Here is a 16,340-nt window from a genome sequence, read left to right on the forward strand (position 1 = left end):
TGAAGGCCGGCGCGCAACCGAGCACCGCAGGGCCGCCCGCAGGCGCGAGCGCCCCCTCGGGGGACAGGGAGGACGCGAAGTGACGACCGTGGGGGCCCTGATCTTCGACATGGACGGCACCATGGTGGATTCGATGCCGTTCCACGCGAAGAGCTGGAGCGAGTTCACGCGCCGGCACGGCATCGCCATGGACGTGGAAGAAGTGCTGCGCCGCACCACCGGCCGCAACGGCGTGGAGTGCATGCACGAACTGTTCGGCCGCACGCTCGCGCACGACGAAGCGCTCGCGCTCGTCGCCGAGAAGGAAGCCATCTACCGCGAGCTGTTCGCGCCGGTGTTCGCCGAGGTCCGGGGTTTTCGCGCCTTCGCGCGGCAGGCGGCGCAGCTCGGGTTGAAGCTTGCCGTCGGCACCGCCGGCGACCGCCACAACATCGACTTCGTGATGCGCCGGCTGCGCATGGATCCGGCGCCGCTGGCGGTGGTCGGCGGCGACCAGGGCCTGCCGGGCAAGCCGGAGCCGGCAATCTTCCTGGAAGCCGCGCGCCAGCTCGGCGTGCCGCCGGCGCAGTGCCTCGTGTTCGAGGATGCGCCGCTGGGGATCGAGGCGGCGCGCCGGGCCGGCATGCGCGCGGTGGCGCTTTGCACCACGCACGGCCCGCGTGAGCTGGCCGGCGCCCACGTGATCGCACAGGTGCGCGACTTCGACCAACTGACAACAATGAATTTCCTGGAGACTCTCGATGCGTGACGGACAAAACAGCGTGATCTACCGCGCCGACTACCAGGCGCCGGCCTACTGGATCGACACCGTGGACCTGTGCTTCGACCTGGACCCGGCCAAGACCCGGGTGCTCAACAAGATGAAGCTGCGCCGCAACGCCGACGTGGCGCCGCAGCCGCTGCGCCTGGACGGCGAGGAGCTGAACCTGTCGCGGGTGCTGGTCAACGGCCAGGGCACCTCGTTCAAGATCGACGGCGGCCAGCTGGTGCTGGAGAACCTGCCGGAGGGCGACCAGCCCTTCGAGCTGGAGATCTTCACCACCTGCGCGCCGGTGAAGAACACCAAGCTGATGGGCCTGTACGTCAGCAACGATTCCTTCTTCACGCAGTGCGAGGCCGAGGGCTTTCGCCGCATCACCTATTTCCTGGACCGGCCGGACGTGATGGCCAGCTACACCGTGACGCTGCGGGCGGACAAGGCGCGCTATCCGGTGCTGCTGTCCAACGGCAACCTGGTGGACCAGGGCAAGCTGGACGACGGCCGCCATTTCGCCAGATGGGTGGACCCGTTCCGCAAGCCCAGCTACCTGTTCGCATTGGTGGCGGGCCAGCTGGTCTGCCGCGAGCAGCGCATTACCTCGCGCGCCGGCAAGGAACACCTGCTGCAGGTCTACGTCCGCCCGGGCGACCTGGACAAGACCGAGCACGCGATGAACGCCCTAATGGATTCGGTGGCCTGGGACGAGGCGCGCTTCGGCCTGTCGCTGGACCTGGAGCGCTTCATGATCGTCGCCACCAGCGACTTCAACATGGGCGCGATGGAGAACAAGGGCCTGAACATCTTCAACACCAAGTACGTGCTGGCCAGCCAGGCCACCGCCACCGACACCGACTTCTCCAACATCGAGTCGGTGGTGGGCCACGAGTACTTCCACAACTGGACCGGCAACCGCGTCACCTGCCGCGACTGGTTCCAGCTGTCGCTCAAGGAAGGGCTCACCGTGTTTCGCGACCAGGAGTTCTCGCAGGACCTGGCCGGGGAAGCGTCGGCGCGCGCCGTCAAGCGGATCGAGGACGTGCGGGTGCTGCGCACGGCGCAGTTCCCGGAAGATGCCGGACCGATGGCGCACCCGGTGCGGCCCGACCAGTACCTGGAGATCAACAACTTCTACACCGTCACGGTGTACGAAAAAGGCGCCGAGGTGGTGCGCATGATGCAGACCCTGGTGGGCCGCGAGGGCTTCGCCAGGGGCATGACGCTGTACTTCGAGCGCCACGACGGCCACGCCGTCACCTGCGACGATTTCGCGCAGGCCATCGCCGACGCCAATCCCGGCTCGCAGTTCGAGCAGCTGCTGCCGCAGTTCAAGCGCTGGTACAGCCAGGCCGGCACGCCGCGGGTGACTGCCGTGACGCAGTATGACGAGCCGACCGGCGAATACCGGCTGACGCTGTCGCAAAGCTGCCCGCCGACGCCGGGGCAGGAGCACAAGGAACCGTTCGTGATCCCGATCGGCCTGGGCCTGCTGGCCGCCGACGGCAGCGAGCTCACCAGCCGCATGCACGTGCTCACGCAGGCCAGCGAGACCCTCACGTTCCCCGGCATCGATGGCGAGCCGGTGCCGTCGATCCTGCGCGGCTTCTCGGCGCCGGTGATCCTGGAGCATGCCTACACCGACGCCCAGCTGCTGACCCTGCTGGCCCACGACACCGACCCGTTCAACCGCTGGGAGGCGGGCCAGCGCCTGGCCGTCAACCGCGCCCTGGCCTTCATGGGCCAGCAGGCGATGCCGGCATCGGACATCCGGCTGGACCAGCCTTACATCGAGGCGATGCGCAGCATCCTGCGCCACCCGACGCTGGACTCGGCGTTCAAGGAACTGGTGCTGACGCTGCCGGCGGAAACCTACCTGGGCGAACAGCTGCAGGAAGTGGATCCGCAGCGCGTGCACGCGGTGCGCGAGGCGATGCGCCAGCAGCTGGCGCAGCAGCTGCAGGCCGACTGGCAGTGCGCCTTCGAGACCAACAGCGACACCGGCGGCTATGTCCCGGACCCGGTGTCCTGCGGCCGGCGCGCGCTGGCCGGCATGGCGCTCACCCACCTTTGCCTGGCCGCCCGCAGCGGTGCCCATTCGGCAGGCCCAGGGCAGCCGGATGTCTGGCCGGGCAAGGCCTACCAGCGCTTCAAGGACGCCGCCAACATGACCGACCGCTTCAACGCGCTGTCGGCCCTGGTGATCAGCGGCAACGAGCTGGCGGCGCCGGCGCTGCAGAAGTTCCACGCCCTGTTCAAGGACGAGCCGCTGGTGCTGGACAAGTGGTTCGCGCTGCAGGCCGGCCAGCCGGACCGCGGCGGCAACGTGCTGCCGGCCGTCAAGCAGCTGATGAACCATCCGGACTTCAACATCCGCAACCCGAACCGCGCGCGCAGCGTGATCTTCAGCTACTGCAGCGCCAACCCCGGCGCGTTCCACCGTCCCGATGCGGCCGGCTACGTGTTCTGGAGCGAGCGCGTGCTGGAACTCGATCCGATCAATCCGCAGGTGGCGGCGCGGCTGGCCCGCGCGCTGGACCGCTGGAAGAAGCTGGTGGAGCCGCTGCGCAGCGCGGCGCGCGAGGCGATCGCCCGCGTCGCCGCCAAGCCCGACCTGAGCAACGATGTGCGCGAGGTCGTGACGCGCGCGCTGGCCGACTGACAGGAACCCCCTATGTCCAACAAGATCTCCCTCACCCGCTACCTGGTCGAGCAGCAGCGCGTCCACGGCCACATTCCGTCGCAGCTGCGGCTGCTGATCGAAGTGGTGGCACGCGCCTGCAAGAGCGTGAGCCAGGCGGTCAACAAGGGCGCGCTCGGCGGCGTGCTGGGCTCGGCCGAGACCGAGAACGTCCAGGGCGAAATGCAGAAGAAGCTGGACATCATCGCCAACGAGGTGCTGATCGAGGCCAACGAGTGGGGCGGCCACCTGGCGGCGATGGCCTCGGAGGAAATGGAGGGCATCTACGTGGTGCCCAACCGCTACCCCAAGGGCGAATACCTGCTGCTGTTCGACCCGCTGGACGGCTCCAGCAACATCGACGTCAACGTCAGCATCGGCACCATCTTCAGCGTGTTGAAGATGCCCGAGGGCGACCGCGGTGTCGACGAAGGCGACTTCCTGCAGCCCGGGCGCCAGCAGGTGGCGGCCGGCTACTGCGTCTACGGCCCGCAGACCACGCTGGTCCTGACCGTCGGCGACGGCGTCGCCATGTTCACGCTGGACCGCGAACAGGGCTCGTTCGTGCTGACCCAGGAGAACGTGCGGATTCCCGAGGACACCAAGGAATTCGCGATCAACATGAGCAACATGCGGCACTGGGACGCGCCGGTGCGCCGCTACATCGACGAATGCCTGCAGGGCAAGGACGGCCCGCGCGGCAAGGACTTCAACATGCGCTGGATCGCCTCGATGGTGGCGGACGTGCACCGCATCCTGACCCGCGGCGGCATCTTCATGTACCCGTGGGACAAGCGTGAGCCGGACAAGCCCGGCAAGCTGCGCCTGATGTACGAGGCCAATCCCATGAGCTGGCTGGTGGAACAGGCCGGCGGTGCCGCCACCAACGGCAGGCAACGCATCCTGGACATCCAGCCCAGGAAGCTGCACGAACGGGTGTCGGTGATCCTGGGTTCGAAAAACGAGGTCGAACGGGTGACGGGCTACCACGGCGCCTGAGGCGCCGGGACCGCCTCACTGCAGCAGCTTGCCGTCGGCGTCGATGCGGCGCACCTCGCCGAGCTTGAGCGCGCGGATCGCGCCCTCCACCTTGCTCATGTCGCCGACCACCACCCACACCATGTGGGCCGGCGTGATGACGCGCGCCGCCACTGCATTGGCCTCGCCGGGCGTCAGCGAAGTGACGGTCTGGGTGAAAGTGTCGTAGTAGTCCTCCGGCAGCTTGTACTGCAGGATGTTGGCGTAGGCGTTGCTCAGCTGGCCTGCGGTCTCGAAGGTCCCGGGCAGGCCCAGCGTCTGCCGGTCCTGCGCCGCCTTCAGTTCCTGCGCGTCGATCGGCCGGCCGCCGGCGATGCCGGCGTATTCGCGCGCCAGCTCCTGCAGCGCCTCGCCGGTCTTGTCGGTCTGCACCGGTGACCGGCTGATGTACGGCCGCTGGCCGAGCGCGGGCATGATGGTGCTGTTCACGCCGTAGGACCAGTGCTTGTCCTCGCGCAGGTTCATGTTCATGCGCGAGCTGAAGCTGCCGCCGAAGATGTCGTTGACGATCTGCTGGCGCACCAGGTCCTGGGGCGCGACCGGCTGCGCCAGCTGGGCGCCGTAGATCACGCTCTGCTGGGCGCCGGGGCGGTCCATCAGGTAGACCACGGACTGCGGCGGCGGCGGCACCGCCGCCAGCTGCTTGGCCGGCGTGGGGCCGGCCTGCCAGCCGCCGAAGGCGCGCTCCAGCAGCGGCGTCAGTTCGGCCAGCGTGGTGTCCCCCACCACCAGCAAGGTGGCGTTGTTCGGGCGGAACCAGGTCCGGTGGTAGCCGGCCAGGTCCTCGCGCGTCATGCGGGACACCGCCGCTTCGGTGCCGGTGCCGCTGGCCGGGCTGGCGTATGGGTGGCCCGGGCCGTAAAGCAAGGTCGGCAGCACCCGCATCGCCATGGTCAGCGGATTGGCCTTCTCGCGCTGGATCGCCGCCACCTGCTCCTTGCGCACCCGATCCAGCTCGTTGCCGGCGAAGGCCGGATGCAGCACCACGTCCGCATAGACGGCCAGGGCCTGCGGCAGCGTCGCCTTGAGCGTGTTCAGGTTGACGAAGGCGCCATCGAGGTTGGCGGCGGTGGACAGGGTGGCGCCCAGCGACTCCAGCTCGCGGGCAATGGCCATCGCGTCGCGGCTGGTCGTGCCCTCCTCCATCATGCGCAGGGTCAGGCTGGTCAGGCCCGGCTGCTGCGGCGGGTCGGCCGCGTGGCCGCTGTCCACCAGCAGCGACAGGTTGACCACCGGCGCGCTGTGGCTCTCCGCCAGCACCACCTTCAGTCCGTTGGCCAGCGTGGCCCGGTGCATCGGCGGCAGCTTGAGCGTCTCCGCCTTGCCCATGACCGGGCCCTTGCTGCGGTCCAGCGCTTCGGGCGTCGCCGCCGGCGCGCCGAAGGGCTTGATCGTCAGCACGTAGTCGCCGTCGCTGAGCCAGTCCTTGACCGCCTGGTGCACCGCCGCCGGCGTGGCCGCCTTGATCCGCTGCAGGTAGGTCTTGTAGCAGTCCGGATTGCCGGTGTAGGTCATGCAGGCCGCCAGCAGGTCGCTCTTGCCGCCGAAGCCGCCGACCCGTTCCGTGATGCGCGCGAAGCGCGCCAGGATCACGGTACGGGCCAGCTGCAGTTCGGCCGCGTCCGGGCCGGTGCGCAGCAGCCGGTTCAATTCCTCGCCGGCAGCCGCTTCCACCTGGGCCGGGTCGCCGCCCGGGCGCACCGTGAGCGTGAGGTCGAACACGCCGGCGATCTCGTCCACGTCGTTGGAGGCGGTGGCGCTGGTGGCGATCTGGTCCTTGTAGACCAGGCGCTGGTACAGCCTGGAGGTCTTGCCGCCGCCGAGCACCTGGGCCGCCAGGTCGAGCAGCGGCTGCTGCGGCGTGTTGGCGCCGGGCACGTTCCAGATCCGGTACACCCGGGCCTGCGTCACACGGTCCTGCGCCACCCCGCGCTGGGTTCCGCTGCGCTTGGCGATCCAGGCCTGGGGCCGGGCCAGCGGCGGGCCGGGCGGGATGTCGCCGTAATATTTCTCCACCTTGGCGCGGGCCACCTCCGGCGTGATGTCGCCGGCCAGCACCAGCACCACGTTGTTGGGGCCGTAGTAGGTGCGGAACCACTGCTGCACGTCGGCCATCGAGGCCGCGTCCAGGTCCTTCATCGATCCGATCACCGGCCAGGAATAGGGGTGGCCCGGCGGATAGAGGTTGGGCGGCAGCAACTCGCGCAGCAGGCCGTAGGGCTGGTTCTCGCCCTGGCGCTTCTCGTTCTGCACCACGCCGCGCTGCAGGTCCAGCTTCTTCTGGTCCAGCACGCCCAGCAGGTGCCCCATGCGGTCGCTCTCGGCGAACAGCGCGTAATCGAGCATCGAGGTCGGCACGTTCTGGAAGTAGTTGGTGCGGTCGTTGCTGGTGGTGCCGTTCAGGCTGGTGGCGCCGACGCCGCTCATGGCCGACAGATACGGGACCTGGTTGAAGTTCTCGCTGCCGCTGAACATCAGGTGTTCGAACAGGTGGGCGAAGCCGGTCTTGCCGGGCGTCTCGTTCTTGGAGCCGACGTGGTACCAGGTGTTGACGGCCACCACCGGCAGCTTGTGGTCCTCGTGCACCAGCACCGTCAGGCCGTTGGGCAGCACGAACTTGGTGTACGGGATGTCGGGGATGGCAATGTCCGGCTGGCTCCAGGCCGGCGGCGCCGCCAGCGCCAGCACGGCAGCGAGCGGGGCGATGAGTCGATGCAGGATGGTCATGGCTTGCTTTCGTTGCGGGCGGCGATCCATTCGTCGATCAGCTTGTCCAGGGTGTCCAGCGGCAGCGCGCCGTGGTCGATCACCGCGTTGTGGAAACGGCGCAGGTCGAAGCGCTCGCCCAGCCGCGCCTTGGCGCGGTCGCGCAGCTCGTCGATCTTGAGCTTGCCGATCATGTAGCCCAGCGCCTGGCCGGGGTAGGAGGTGTAGCGGTCCACTTCCGACGTCACGAAGGCGCGCTCGAAGCCGGTGCGTTCGACCATGAAATCGATGGCCTGCTGCCGCGTCCAGCCCAGGTGGTGGATGCCGGTGTCCACCACCAGCCGCGCCGCGCGGAAGGCCTGGAACTGCAGGTGGCCGAACAGCGCGTACGGGTCGTCGTAGATGCCGATCTCGCGCCCCAGCGTCTCGGCGTACACCGCCCAGCCTTCGACGAAGGCGGTGTAGCCGCCGTTGCGCCGGAACTGCGGCAGCGAGCCCAGTTCCAGGGCCCGCGCGATCTGCAGGTGGTGGCCGGGCACCGCCTCGTGCGCCGCCAAGGTCGCCATGCGCCACACCGGGCGGGTGCGCCAGCCCAGCGCGTTGGCGTTGAAGTAGCCGGCGCGGCTGCCGTCCAGCGCCGGGCTGTCGTAATACTCCGCGGCGTCAGGGCCGGCAAACTCCGGCATCGCCCGCACGCCGTAGGGCGCGCGCGGCAGTTCGGCGAACAGGCGCGGCAGCTCCGCGTCGATGCGCTTGGCGATGTCGCGGTAGCCGGCCAGCAGGGCCTGCGGGCCGCTGTGGAAGAACTTCGGGTCGGTGTTGATGTAGTGGACGAACTGCGCGAAGTCGCCGGCGTAGCCGGTGCGGCGCATCGCCGCCTCCATCTCGCCGCGCAGCCGCGCCAGCTCGCGCAGGCCGATCTGGTGGATCTGGTCGGCCGGCAGCGCGGTGGTGGTCTGGTGGCGCACCACCATCGCGTAGACGCGGTCGCCGTCCGGATAGCCGCGCATCGCGCCATCGGCCGGGGCGCGCGGCAGGTACTCGTCGACCACGAACGCGCGCAGCTTGCGCAGCGCCGGCAGCACGTCGCGCTCGATCGCGGCCCGGCCCTCGGCCTGCAAGGCGGAGCGCTCGGCCGGCGCGATCTCGCTGCCCAGCTTCAGGAACGGCGCGTAGAACGGGCCGGCCGCCACGTCGGCGGGCAACTCGACGTCGATCTGCGCCACCACCCGCTCGAGCACCGGCCTGGAGGCCACCCAGCCCAGCGCCATCCCGCGCCGCAGGTTGTCGATCTCCTGGTCGATCTGCCGCGGGTAGGCCGCGATCCGCCGCAGCATCTGCTCCACCTGGCGCCGGTCCTGCACCGGACTGGCCTTGAGCAGTTCGGCAAAGCCCGACTGCACGCCGCCCAGCGCGCCCAGGGTGAGGCTGCGGTAGCCCGGGAAGGCCTGTGCCTGCGCCTGTCGCTCCATGTCGCCGATGAACAGGTCCAGCGAGACCCGGTCGGTGGCGTCCAGCGCGTCGCGCGGAATCGCCCTGGCCTCGGCCAGCCAGCCCAGCACGTGGCGGTCGTAATCGGCGATCGCCGCGGCCGACCGGTCCGCCAGCAGGTCGTTGTAGCGCAGGTCGCCGCGGGTGGTGCTGTCCTCGGGGAAGCGGCGCGACACGTCTTCCCACTGGCGGTCGAACAGTGCGTGCAGGGCGCGCGCCGGACCCGGCTGGACCTCCGCGGCGCCGGCGCCGGCGCCGGCGCCGAGCGACAGGGCCAGTGCCAGCCCGGCCAGCAGCATGCGCAGGCTCACGGCGCCACCTCGCCGGCCTCCATCAGCGCCGCCGGCGGCGCCCCCTGCCAGCCGCGCGGGATCGCGGCCAGCAGCTGCTGGGTGTAGGGATGGCGCGGATTGGCGTAGACCTCCTCGGCGCTGCCGCGCTCGACGATCTCGCCCTTGTTCATCACCAGGATGTCGTCGGCCATGTACTTCACCACCGCCAGGTCGTGGCTGATGAAGACATAGGTCAGGCCGAATTCCTCCTGCAGGTCCAGCAGCAGGTTCAGCACCGTGGCCTGCACGCTGACGTCCAGCGCGCTCACGCTCTCGTCGCAGACGATGATCTCCGGCTGCATGGTCAGGCAACGCGCGATGGCGATACGCTGGCGCTGGCCGCCGGAAAATTCGTGCGGATACTTGCCGAAGGCGGCTGCCGGCAGGCCGACCTTCTCCAGCCAGCCGAGCGCCAGCCGGGCGCGCGCGTCATCGTCGGCGCCGATGCCGTGGATGCGCATCGGCTCCATCAGGATCTGGCCGACGGTGAAGCGCGGGTTCAGGCTGGCGTAGGGGTTCTGGAAGATGATCTGGATGCGGCGCCGGTAGGGCCGCATCGACGCCGCGCCCAGCGTGGCGAGGTCGGTTCCCTCGAACATGATGGTGCCGCCGGTGGCATCGGTCAGCCGCGTCAGCATCATGCCGAGCGTGGTCTTGCCGGAACCGGATTCGCCCACCACGCCCAGCGTGCGGCCCTTGCGCAGCGTGAAGTCCGCCAGCTTGACGGCGTCGATGGTCTTGTGGCGGAACAGGCCGTCCTTGAGCCGGTATTCCTTGCGCAGGCCCGCCACCTCGATCAGCGCCGGCCCGCCGGCCGGTACCGAGCGGCGCTGCTCGCCGCTGACCGGCTTGTTGCCCATGATGTCCTCGATCACCGGCAGCCGGCGCGGCCTGGCGTCCAGCGGCGGGCGGCAGGCCAGCAGCGCCTTGGTGTAGGCATCCTTGGGCGCGCTGAAGATGTCGGCCACCGTGCCGGCCTCGCGCACGTCGCCGTTGCGCATCACGATCACGTTGCGGGCGATCTCGCCCACCAGCCCGAGGTCGTGGCTGATGAAGAGGACGCTCATCTTGTGGCGCTCCTGCAGCCGCGCCAGCAGGTCCACCACCTGGCGCTGCACGGTGACGTCCAGCGCCGTGGTCGGCTCGTCGGCGATCAGCAGCTTCGGTTCGCAGGCAATCGCGATGGCGATCATGACGCGCTGCTGCTGGCCGCCGGAGAGTTCGTGCGGGTAGGCATCCAGCCGCGCGCGCGGCTCCGGGATGCCCACTTCTTCCAGCAATTCCAGCGCGCGCTGGCGAGCTTGCCGCGCCGTCATGCCGGCGTGGATGCGAAGCACTTCGGCAATCTGCTCGCCGACGGTGAACACCGGATTGAGCGAACTCATCGGCTCCTGGAACACCACCGAGATGTCCTTGCCGCGCAGCTGGCGCATCTGCTCCGGCGAGACCTTCAGCAGGTCGGTGCCGTTGTAGAGGACCCGGCTGTCGACGCCGACTTCGGCGTTCTCCGGCAGCAGCCGCACGATGCTCATCGCGGTCACGCTCTTGCCGCTGCCGGATTCGCCAACCAGTGCAACCGTGGTGTTGGCGGGGATGTCGAAACTGATGCCGTGCACGGCCTCGAATCGTTCGGCGCCGATGCGGAACGCCACGCGCAGGTCGCGCACTTCAATCAAGGGGGTCATGGGGGATGGCGTTCCTATCGCAGTTTCGGGTCCATCGCGTCGCGCAGCGCATCGGTGAGCAGCGCGAAGGCGGTGACGAACGTCGCCATGAAGACCGTCGCGGCGGCGAGCTGCCACCACTTGCCCAGCACCAGTTCGGTCTGCGCCTCGGACAGCATGGTGCCCCAGCTGACCATGTCGATCGGCACGCCGAGCCCCAGGAACGACAGGATCACCTCCGCCTTGATGAACCCGACCACCAGCAAGCTCAGCTGCACCAGCACGACGTGGCTGATGTTGGGCAGGATATGGCCGAACATGCGCGCCATGTGGCCGGCGCCGATTGCCTCCGCCGCGCGGACGTATTCGCGCGTGCGGTGCTTCATGTATTCGGCGCGCACCAGCCGGTAGATGCCGGTCCAGCCCACCGCGCCGAGGATGATCACCACCGGCGTGATGCCGTTGGAGAAGGTCTTGGCCAGCGGCCCGGACTTGAACACCGCCGCCAGCGCGAAGATCAGCAGGATGTACGGCACCGACGTGAACACGTTGTAGACCCACTCGAGCAAGTCGCCGAGCTTGCCGCCGAAATATCCGGCCACCGCGCCCAGCACGGTGCCGATCAGCGTCGCCAGCAAGGCCGCCGCGATGCCCACCAGGATGGACACCTGCGCGCCCTTGATCGTCTTGGCCAGCACGTCGCGGCCGATCCGGTCGGCGCCGAACGGGCGGGTGGCCGCCAGGTGCACCACCACGGTCTGGACCTTGGCCGCGCGTTCGTTCCATTCGGCGTAGCGCGGCGCCAGCGGGTCGACGTCGGACAGGTCGACGTTCGGCGCGCGGGGCGCTTGCTTTTCGGCGATGACGCGCGGGTCGGCGCCGACGATCGTCGGCGGCGCGAACGGCTCGGCCACTTCGCGCTGCCAGTCGGCGCCGATGACGCCGGCCTGTGCCAGCAGCACCACCACCATGAATGCCAGCACGACCCACAACGAGATCATGCCGACCCGGTCGGTCCGCAGGCGGGCCCAGGCCTGGGCCCAGACACCGGGCGAGCGCGGCAGCACCGCCAGCGTGGCGGCGGTGGCAGGGAGCGGCACGGCGAGCAGGTCGCCGGCGACGGGCGGAACGGCGCTCACTTGAGCACCACCCGTGGATCGACGAATTTATACAGGACGTCGGTGATCAGATTGATGAGCATCGTGAGCGCCGCCAGGTAGATGGTGACCGCCTGGATCACCGGATAGTCGCTGCGGCCGACGGCCTGGTAGACCTCGCGGCCCAGGCCCGGCACCGAGAAGAACACTTCGATCAGGAAGGAGCCGATGAACACGCCCGGCAGCTGGGTGGCGACGTTGGTCAGGACCGGGATCATCGCATTGCGCAGCACGTGCTTGAACAGGATCGTCCGTTCGGGGACGCCTTTGGCACGCGCGGTGCGCACGTAATCCTGGCCGATCTCGTCGAGGAAAAAGCTGCGGTACAGGCGGGTGTCAGGGGCCAGGCTGACGAGCACCGCCAGCAGCACCGGCAGCGGCGCGTAGACCGTCAGGTTGGTCCACAGGCTGTGGCTCCAGCCCTGCACCGGGAACCAGCCCAGCCGGAAGGCGAACAGATACTGCCCGATGATCACGTAGACCAGGAAACTGATCGACAGCGCCACGGTCGAAATGATCATCACCAGCCGGTCGGTCAGGCTGCCGCGCACGTAGGCGACTGCCATCCCGGCGATGATCGACAGCCCGACCCCCAGCACCAAGATGGGGATCATGATGGTCAGGGTCGCGGGCAGCCGGGTGCGGAAGATGTTGGAGATCGCTTCGTTGGTGGCCCAGCTGCTGCCCCAATTGAAGGTGACCACCTTCCAGGCGAACAGCCCGAGCTGGTCCCACACCGGCCGGTTCAGGCCCAGCTGGTTGCGGATCGATTCCACCTGTTCGGCCGTGGCGTGCAGGCCGCCGAGGATTTCGGCCGGATCGCCGCCGAAATACCGGAAAAGCAGGAACACCAGCAGGATCACACCCGCAAGGGTCGGGATCATCTGCACGACCCGTCGCAAGATGTAGGAAAGCATCAAAGTCCTCACGGGCCGCGTCTGGCAGCCCGCAATTTAGGGAAACCGCTCGTGGCGGCACGCAAGGCGCAGATTATGCTTGCGCCTTCGCGATTCCAGATACTGGTGTTTTCAAGTATGACGAAACGATCCTGGGCGTGGGCCACAAGCCTGTGCCTGGCGTTGGGCGCCACCGCGCTTGCAGCCACGCCACCCCCCAATCCGCCGCCCGAAAAGGTGTTGCGCTACGCTTTTCCCGTCGCCGAAACCGGAATGGACCCGGCCCAGCTGTCGGACCTGTATTCGCGGATCCTGACGGCGAACATGTTCGATTCGCTGTACGGATACGACTACCTGATGCGGCCGGTGCGCGTTCGGCCGATGCTGGCCGACGGCATGCCGCAGAACTCCGCGGACTTCCGCACCTTCACCGTCCGCCTGCGACACGGCATCCTGTTCGCCGACGATCCGGCGTTCGGCGGCAAGAAACGCGAATTGACAGCGCAGGACGTGGTCTACACCTACAAGCGCGTCTTCGATCCGAAGGTCAAGAGCCCGAGCCTGAGCGACCTGGAGGAGCAGACCTTGCTGGGCTTGCCGGAACTGCGCAAGCAGGCCCAGGCCAGCGGCAAGTTCGACTATGACCGCGAGGTCGAGGGCCTGCGTGCGCTGGACCGCTACACGGTGCAGTTCAAGCTGGCCGAGTCGAGGCCGCGATTCATTCTCACGCTGGCCGACCCGGGCATCTACGGCATCGTCGCGCGCGAAGTCGTGGAAAAGTACGGCGACCAGATCATGGAACACCCGGTCGGCACCGGCCCGTTCGTGCTGCAGGAGTGGCAGCGTTCGTCCAAGCTCACCTTCGTTCGCAACCCGAATTACCGCGAGGAGCACTACAACGAGGAGGCGAGCCCCGACGACGCGTCCGCGCAGGCGATCTCCGCCAGGCTCAAGGGCAAGCGCCTGCCGATCGTGGACAAGGTGGTCGTTTCCATCATCGACGAGCCGCAACCGCGCTGGCTGTCCTTCCTGAACAACGAGCATGACCTGATGCAGGGGCTGCCTGCAAGCTTCGCGACCTACGCCATTCCGAACAACAAGCTGGCCCCCAATCTGGCCAAGCGCGGCATGCAGATGGATCGGCAGGTGAACTCCGATATCTCGCTGATGTACTTCAACATGGAAGATCCGCTGGTCGGCGGCTACACCCCCGAGAAGGTGGCGTTGCGCCGCGCCATCGGCCTGGGCTACAACAGCGAAGAAGCGGTGCGGCTGCCGCGCCATGGCCAGGCGATCGTGGCGCAGGGCTTGATCGTGCCCGACACATCGGGCTACGACCCTGCTTTCCGCTCGGAGATGGGCACCTTCGACCGGGGCCGCGCGATCGCCTTGCTGGACATGTACGGCTACACGGACAAGGACGGCGACGGCTGGCGCGACCAGCCCGATGGCAAGCCGCTGGTGCTGGAAATGAACACGCAGGGCAGTTCCGATTCCCGCGAGCTGGACGAGATTCTCAAGAAGAACATGGATGCCCTGGGCATCAAGGTCGAATTCAAGATCGGCAAGTGGCCCGAACAGCTCAAGGCGGCGCGTCCGGGCAAGCTGATGATGTGGCAACTGGGGTTTTCCGCCAGCAACCCGGACGGCGGCAACATCCTGCAGCTGGGCACCAGCAACCAGGTCGGCCAGCAGAACCTGGCCCGTTTCCGCAACGCGCAGTTCGACAAGTTGTACGACCAGCAATCGCTGATGGAGGACGGACCGGAGCGCAACGCCGTCATGAAGCAGGCGGTGAAGATCATGGTTGCCTACATGCCGTACAAGGTGGTGACCCACCGGATCGGCACCGACCTGATGCAGCCCTGGCTGATCGGGTACAAACGCCATCCGTATGCGCGCGAATTCTGGCGCTACGTCGACATCGACACCAGCAAGATCCCGAAATGACACCCAGGGCCACAAGCCCGCAACAAGGAAACGCATGCACGACAAGCGACCGACCCTCGGATTGCTCCTTTCATCGCTGCCGCTCTGGCTGGCCCTGGTCCTGCCGGCGCAAGCGGCGGTCATACCCCCCGGCACCCAGCTGCACCCGACCCAGACGCTGATCCGCAACAACGGCTCCGAGCCCGAGACGCTGGACCCGGCGCTGGCCGAATCGGTGGGCGCCAACAACCTGACCCGCGACCTGTTCGAGGCCCTGACGGCCAACGATTCGAACGGCAAGACGGTGCCGGGTGTCGCCGAAAGCTGGAAGCAGACCGACCCGGTCACCTGGGTGTTCAAGCTGCGCCAGAACGCCAAGTGGTCCAACGGCGACTCGGTGACCGCCCACGATTTCGTCTACGGCATCCGCCGCTTCGTCGATCCCAAGACGGCCTCCACCTATGCGTCGACCTTCGGCGTGTTCCTGGCCAACGGCAAGGATGTCGCCCTGGGCAAGAAGCCGCCGGTGGAGATCGGCATCAAGGCCATCGACAAATACACGCTGGAGGTAAAGACGGCGTTCCCGGTCAGCTTCCTGCCCAGCCTGATGTCCAACAACAACCTGGGCCCCGTGCACCAGGGCGCGCTGGAAAAATTCGGCAAGGACTGGACCAAGCCGGGCAACCTGGTGAGCAACGGCGCCTACGTGCTCAAGGCCTGGCAGGTGAACAGCAAGATCGTGCTCGAGAAGAACCCGATGTACTGGGACGCCAAGAACGTACAGCTGACGCAGGTCACCTACCTGCCGGTGGAAGACGGCAATGCCGACGTCAAGCTGTACGAGTCCGGCGAGAACGAGTGGGTCTACCAGCTGCCGCCCGGCACCTACGAGCAGTACAAGAAGCAGTTCCCCACCGAGATCCGCAACGCGCCGATGATCGGCCTGCGCTACTACTCCTTCCAGACCCAGAGCCCGGCGTTCAAGGACGTGCGGGTGCGCAAGGCGCTGTCGATGGTGCTGGACCGCGACATCCTGGCCCAGCGCATCACGGTCGACGGCCAGGCGCCGGCCTACGGCCTGATCGTCAAGGGCGTGGAAGGTGCCGACGTCACCCAGTACGACTGGGCCACCTGGCCGATGGCCAGGCGCGTGAGCGAGGCCAAGGCGCTGCTGCAGCAGGCCGGCGTCAAGCCCGGCACCAAGTTCACCTTCTCGTACAACACCAGCGAATACCACAAGAAGATGGCGATCTTCGCCGCCTCGGAGTGGAAGACCAAGCTGGGGCTGAACGTGGAACTGGAGGCGATGGAGTTTAAGGTGCTGCTCAAGAAGCGGCACGACGGCACCTTCGAGATGGCGCGCAACGGCTGGCTGGCCGACTACAACGACGCGACCTCCTTCCTGGCCCTGGTGCGCTGCGACTCGGACCAGAACAACAACTTCAACTGCAACCGCAAGGCCGAAGACCTGATCATCCAGGGCACGGCCCAGACCGACCAGGCCAAGCGCAAGGCGCTCCTAACCCAGGCGTCCCGGATGATCATGGAGGATTACCCCATCATCCCGCTGCTGCAGTATTCGCTGCCCCGGCTGGTAAAATCGTGGGTCGGCGGCTATTCGCTGTTGAATGCACAGGACCGGTTCCGCAGCAAGGACCTGTACATCATCAAGCACTGACCCGCCCCGCTCCCG

General features: G+C 67.7%; 10 protein-coding genes. 5 read left to right on the top strand and 5 right to left on the bottom strand.

The genetic code is table 11. The features are described from left to right. The first annotated feature begins 79 nt into the window (after positions 1-79). From ACFPOE_RS11680 to ACFPOE_RS11690, 3 genes are read left to right on the top strand one after another with little or no spacing between them, the layout of a single operon-like run. Positions 80-748 carry an HAD family hydrolase gene (locus tag ACFPOE_RS11680; protein ID WP_376850254.1) on the top strand — a complete coding sequence of 223 codons (669 nt, stop codon included), beginning with the start codon at positions 80-82 and terminating at the stop codon, positions 746-748. Then, the gene (pepN, locus tag ACFPOE_RS11685; RefSeq protein ID WP_376850255.1) at positions 741-3,416 is read left to right on the top strand and encodes an aminopeptidase N; all 2,676 of its coding nucleotides are present in this window, start codon (positions 741-743) and stop codon (positions 3,414-3,416) included. The genes ACFPOE_RS11680 and pepN overlap by 8 nt, the downstream gene beginning before the upstream one ends. A gap of 12 nt (positions 3,417-3,428) precedes the next feature. Further along, positions 3,429-4,433, top strand: coding sequence for a class 1 fructose-bisphosphatase (locus ACFPOE_RS11690; protein ID WP_376850256.1), 1,005 nt, complete (start codon positions 3,429-3,431; stop codon positions 4,431-4,433). Positions 4,434-4,448: 15 nt separating this feature from the next. Here the strand turns inward: ACFPOE_RS11690 and ACFPOE_RS11695 are convergent, their stop codons facing one another. Genes ACFPOE_RS11695 through ACFPOE_RS11715 form a run of 5 tightly spaced genes read right to left on the bottom strand, consistent with a single transcriptional unit; the run spans position 4,449 to position 12,739 of the window. Further along, on the bottom strand, positions 4,449-7,199 hold the full coding sequence (locus ACFPOE_RS11695) for a M16 family metallopeptidase (protein ID WP_376850257.1): 2,751 nt from the start codon (positions 7,197-7,199) through the stop codon (positions 4,449-4,451). Continuing rightward, on the bottom strand, positions 7,196-8,980 hold the full coding sequence (locus tag ACFPOE_RS11700; RefSeq protein ID WP_376850258.1) for a DUF885 domain-containing protein: 1,785 nt from the start codon (positions 8,978-8,980) through the stop codon (positions 7,196-7,198). Before ACFPOE_RS11700 ends, ACFPOE_RS11695 begins: the two co-directional genes overlap by 4 nt. Further along, on the bottom strand, positions 8,977-10,686 hold the full coding sequence (locus ACFPOE_RS11705) for an ABC transporter ATP-binding protein (protein ID WP_376850259.1): 1,710 nt from the start codon (positions 10,684-10,686) through the stop codon (positions 8,977-8,979). Before ACFPOE_RS11705 ends, ACFPOE_RS11700 begins: the two co-directional genes overlap by 4 nt. A 14-nt stretch (positions 10,687-10,700) precedes the next feature. Next, positions 10,701-11,804 carry an ABC transporter permease gene (locus ACFPOE_RS11710; RefSeq protein ID WP_376850260.1) on the bottom strand — a complete coding sequence of 368 codons (1,104 nt, stop codon included), beginning with the start codon at positions 11,802-11,804 and terminating at the stop codon, positions 10,701-10,703. Next, positions 11,801-12,739, bottom strand: a complete 939-nt coding sequence (locus tag ACFPOE_RS11715) for an ABC transporter permease (protein WP_376850261.1) — start codon at positions 12,737-12,739, stop codon at positions 11,801-11,803. The genes ACFPOE_RS11710 and ACFPOE_RS11715 overlap by 4 nt, the downstream gene beginning before the upstream one ends. A 252-nt stretch (positions 12,740-12,991) precedes the next feature. On the opposite strand from ACFPOE_RS11715, the gene ACFPOE_RS11720 reads away from it, so the two are divergent. Together ACFPOE_RS11720 and ACFPOE_RS11725 are read left to right on the top strand one after the other, a co-directional pair. Further along, positions 12,992-14,668 (top strand): ABC transporter substrate-binding protein, encoded by a 1,677-nt coding sequence (locus ACFPOE_RS11720; protein ID WP_376850262.1) that lies wholly within the window; start codon positions 12,992-12,994, stop codon positions 14,666-14,668. 34 nt (positions 14,669-14,702) lie between these two features. Next, complete coding sequence (locus tag ACFPOE_RS11725; RefSeq protein ID WP_376850263.1) at positions 14,703-16,325, top strand: peptide ABC transporter substrate-binding protein; 1,623 nt, start codon at positions 14,703-14,705, stop codon at positions 16,323-16,325. Positions 16,326-16,340: the final 15 nt, after the last annotated feature.

This window comes from Caenimonas terrae, from assembly GCF_042655405.1.
In the GTDB taxonomy this organism is placed as follows: domain Bacteria; phylum Pseudomonadota; class Gammaproteobacteria; order Burkholderiales; family Burkholderiaceae_C; genus Ramlibacter; species Ramlibacter terrae_A.

Excerpts from the sequence above, each read along its gene's own strand:
- ACFPOE_RS11705 (WP_376850259.1), bottom strand. The coding sequence starts at position 10,686 with ATGACCCCCTTGATTGAAGTGCGCGACCTGCGCGTGGCGTTCCGCATC.
- ACFPOE_RS11690 (WP_376850256.1), top strand. The coding sequence starts at position 3,429 with ATGTCCAACAAGATCTCCCTCACCCGCTACCTGGTCGAGCAGCAGCGC.
- pepN (WP_376850255.1), top strand. The coding sequence starts at position 741 with ATGCGTGACGGACAAAACAGCGTGATCTACCGCGCCGACTACCAGGCG.
- ACFPOE_RS11695 (WP_376850257.1), bottom strand. The coding sequence starts at position 7,199 with ATGACCATCCTGCATCGACTCATCGCCCCGCTCGCTGCCGTGCTGGCG.
- ACFPOE_RS11720 (WP_376850262.1), top strand. The coding sequence starts at position 12,992 with ATGGACCCGGCCCAGCTGTCGGACCTGTATTCGCGGATCCTGACGGCG.
- ACFPOE_RS11725 (WP_376850263.1), top strand. The coding sequence starts at position 14,703 with ATGCACGACAAGCGACCGACCCTCGGATTGCTCCTTTCATCGCTGCCG.
- ACFPOE_RS11715 (WP_376850261.1), bottom strand. The coding sequence starts at position 12,739 with ATGCTTTCCTACATCTTGCGACGGGTCGTGCAGATGATCCCGACCCTT.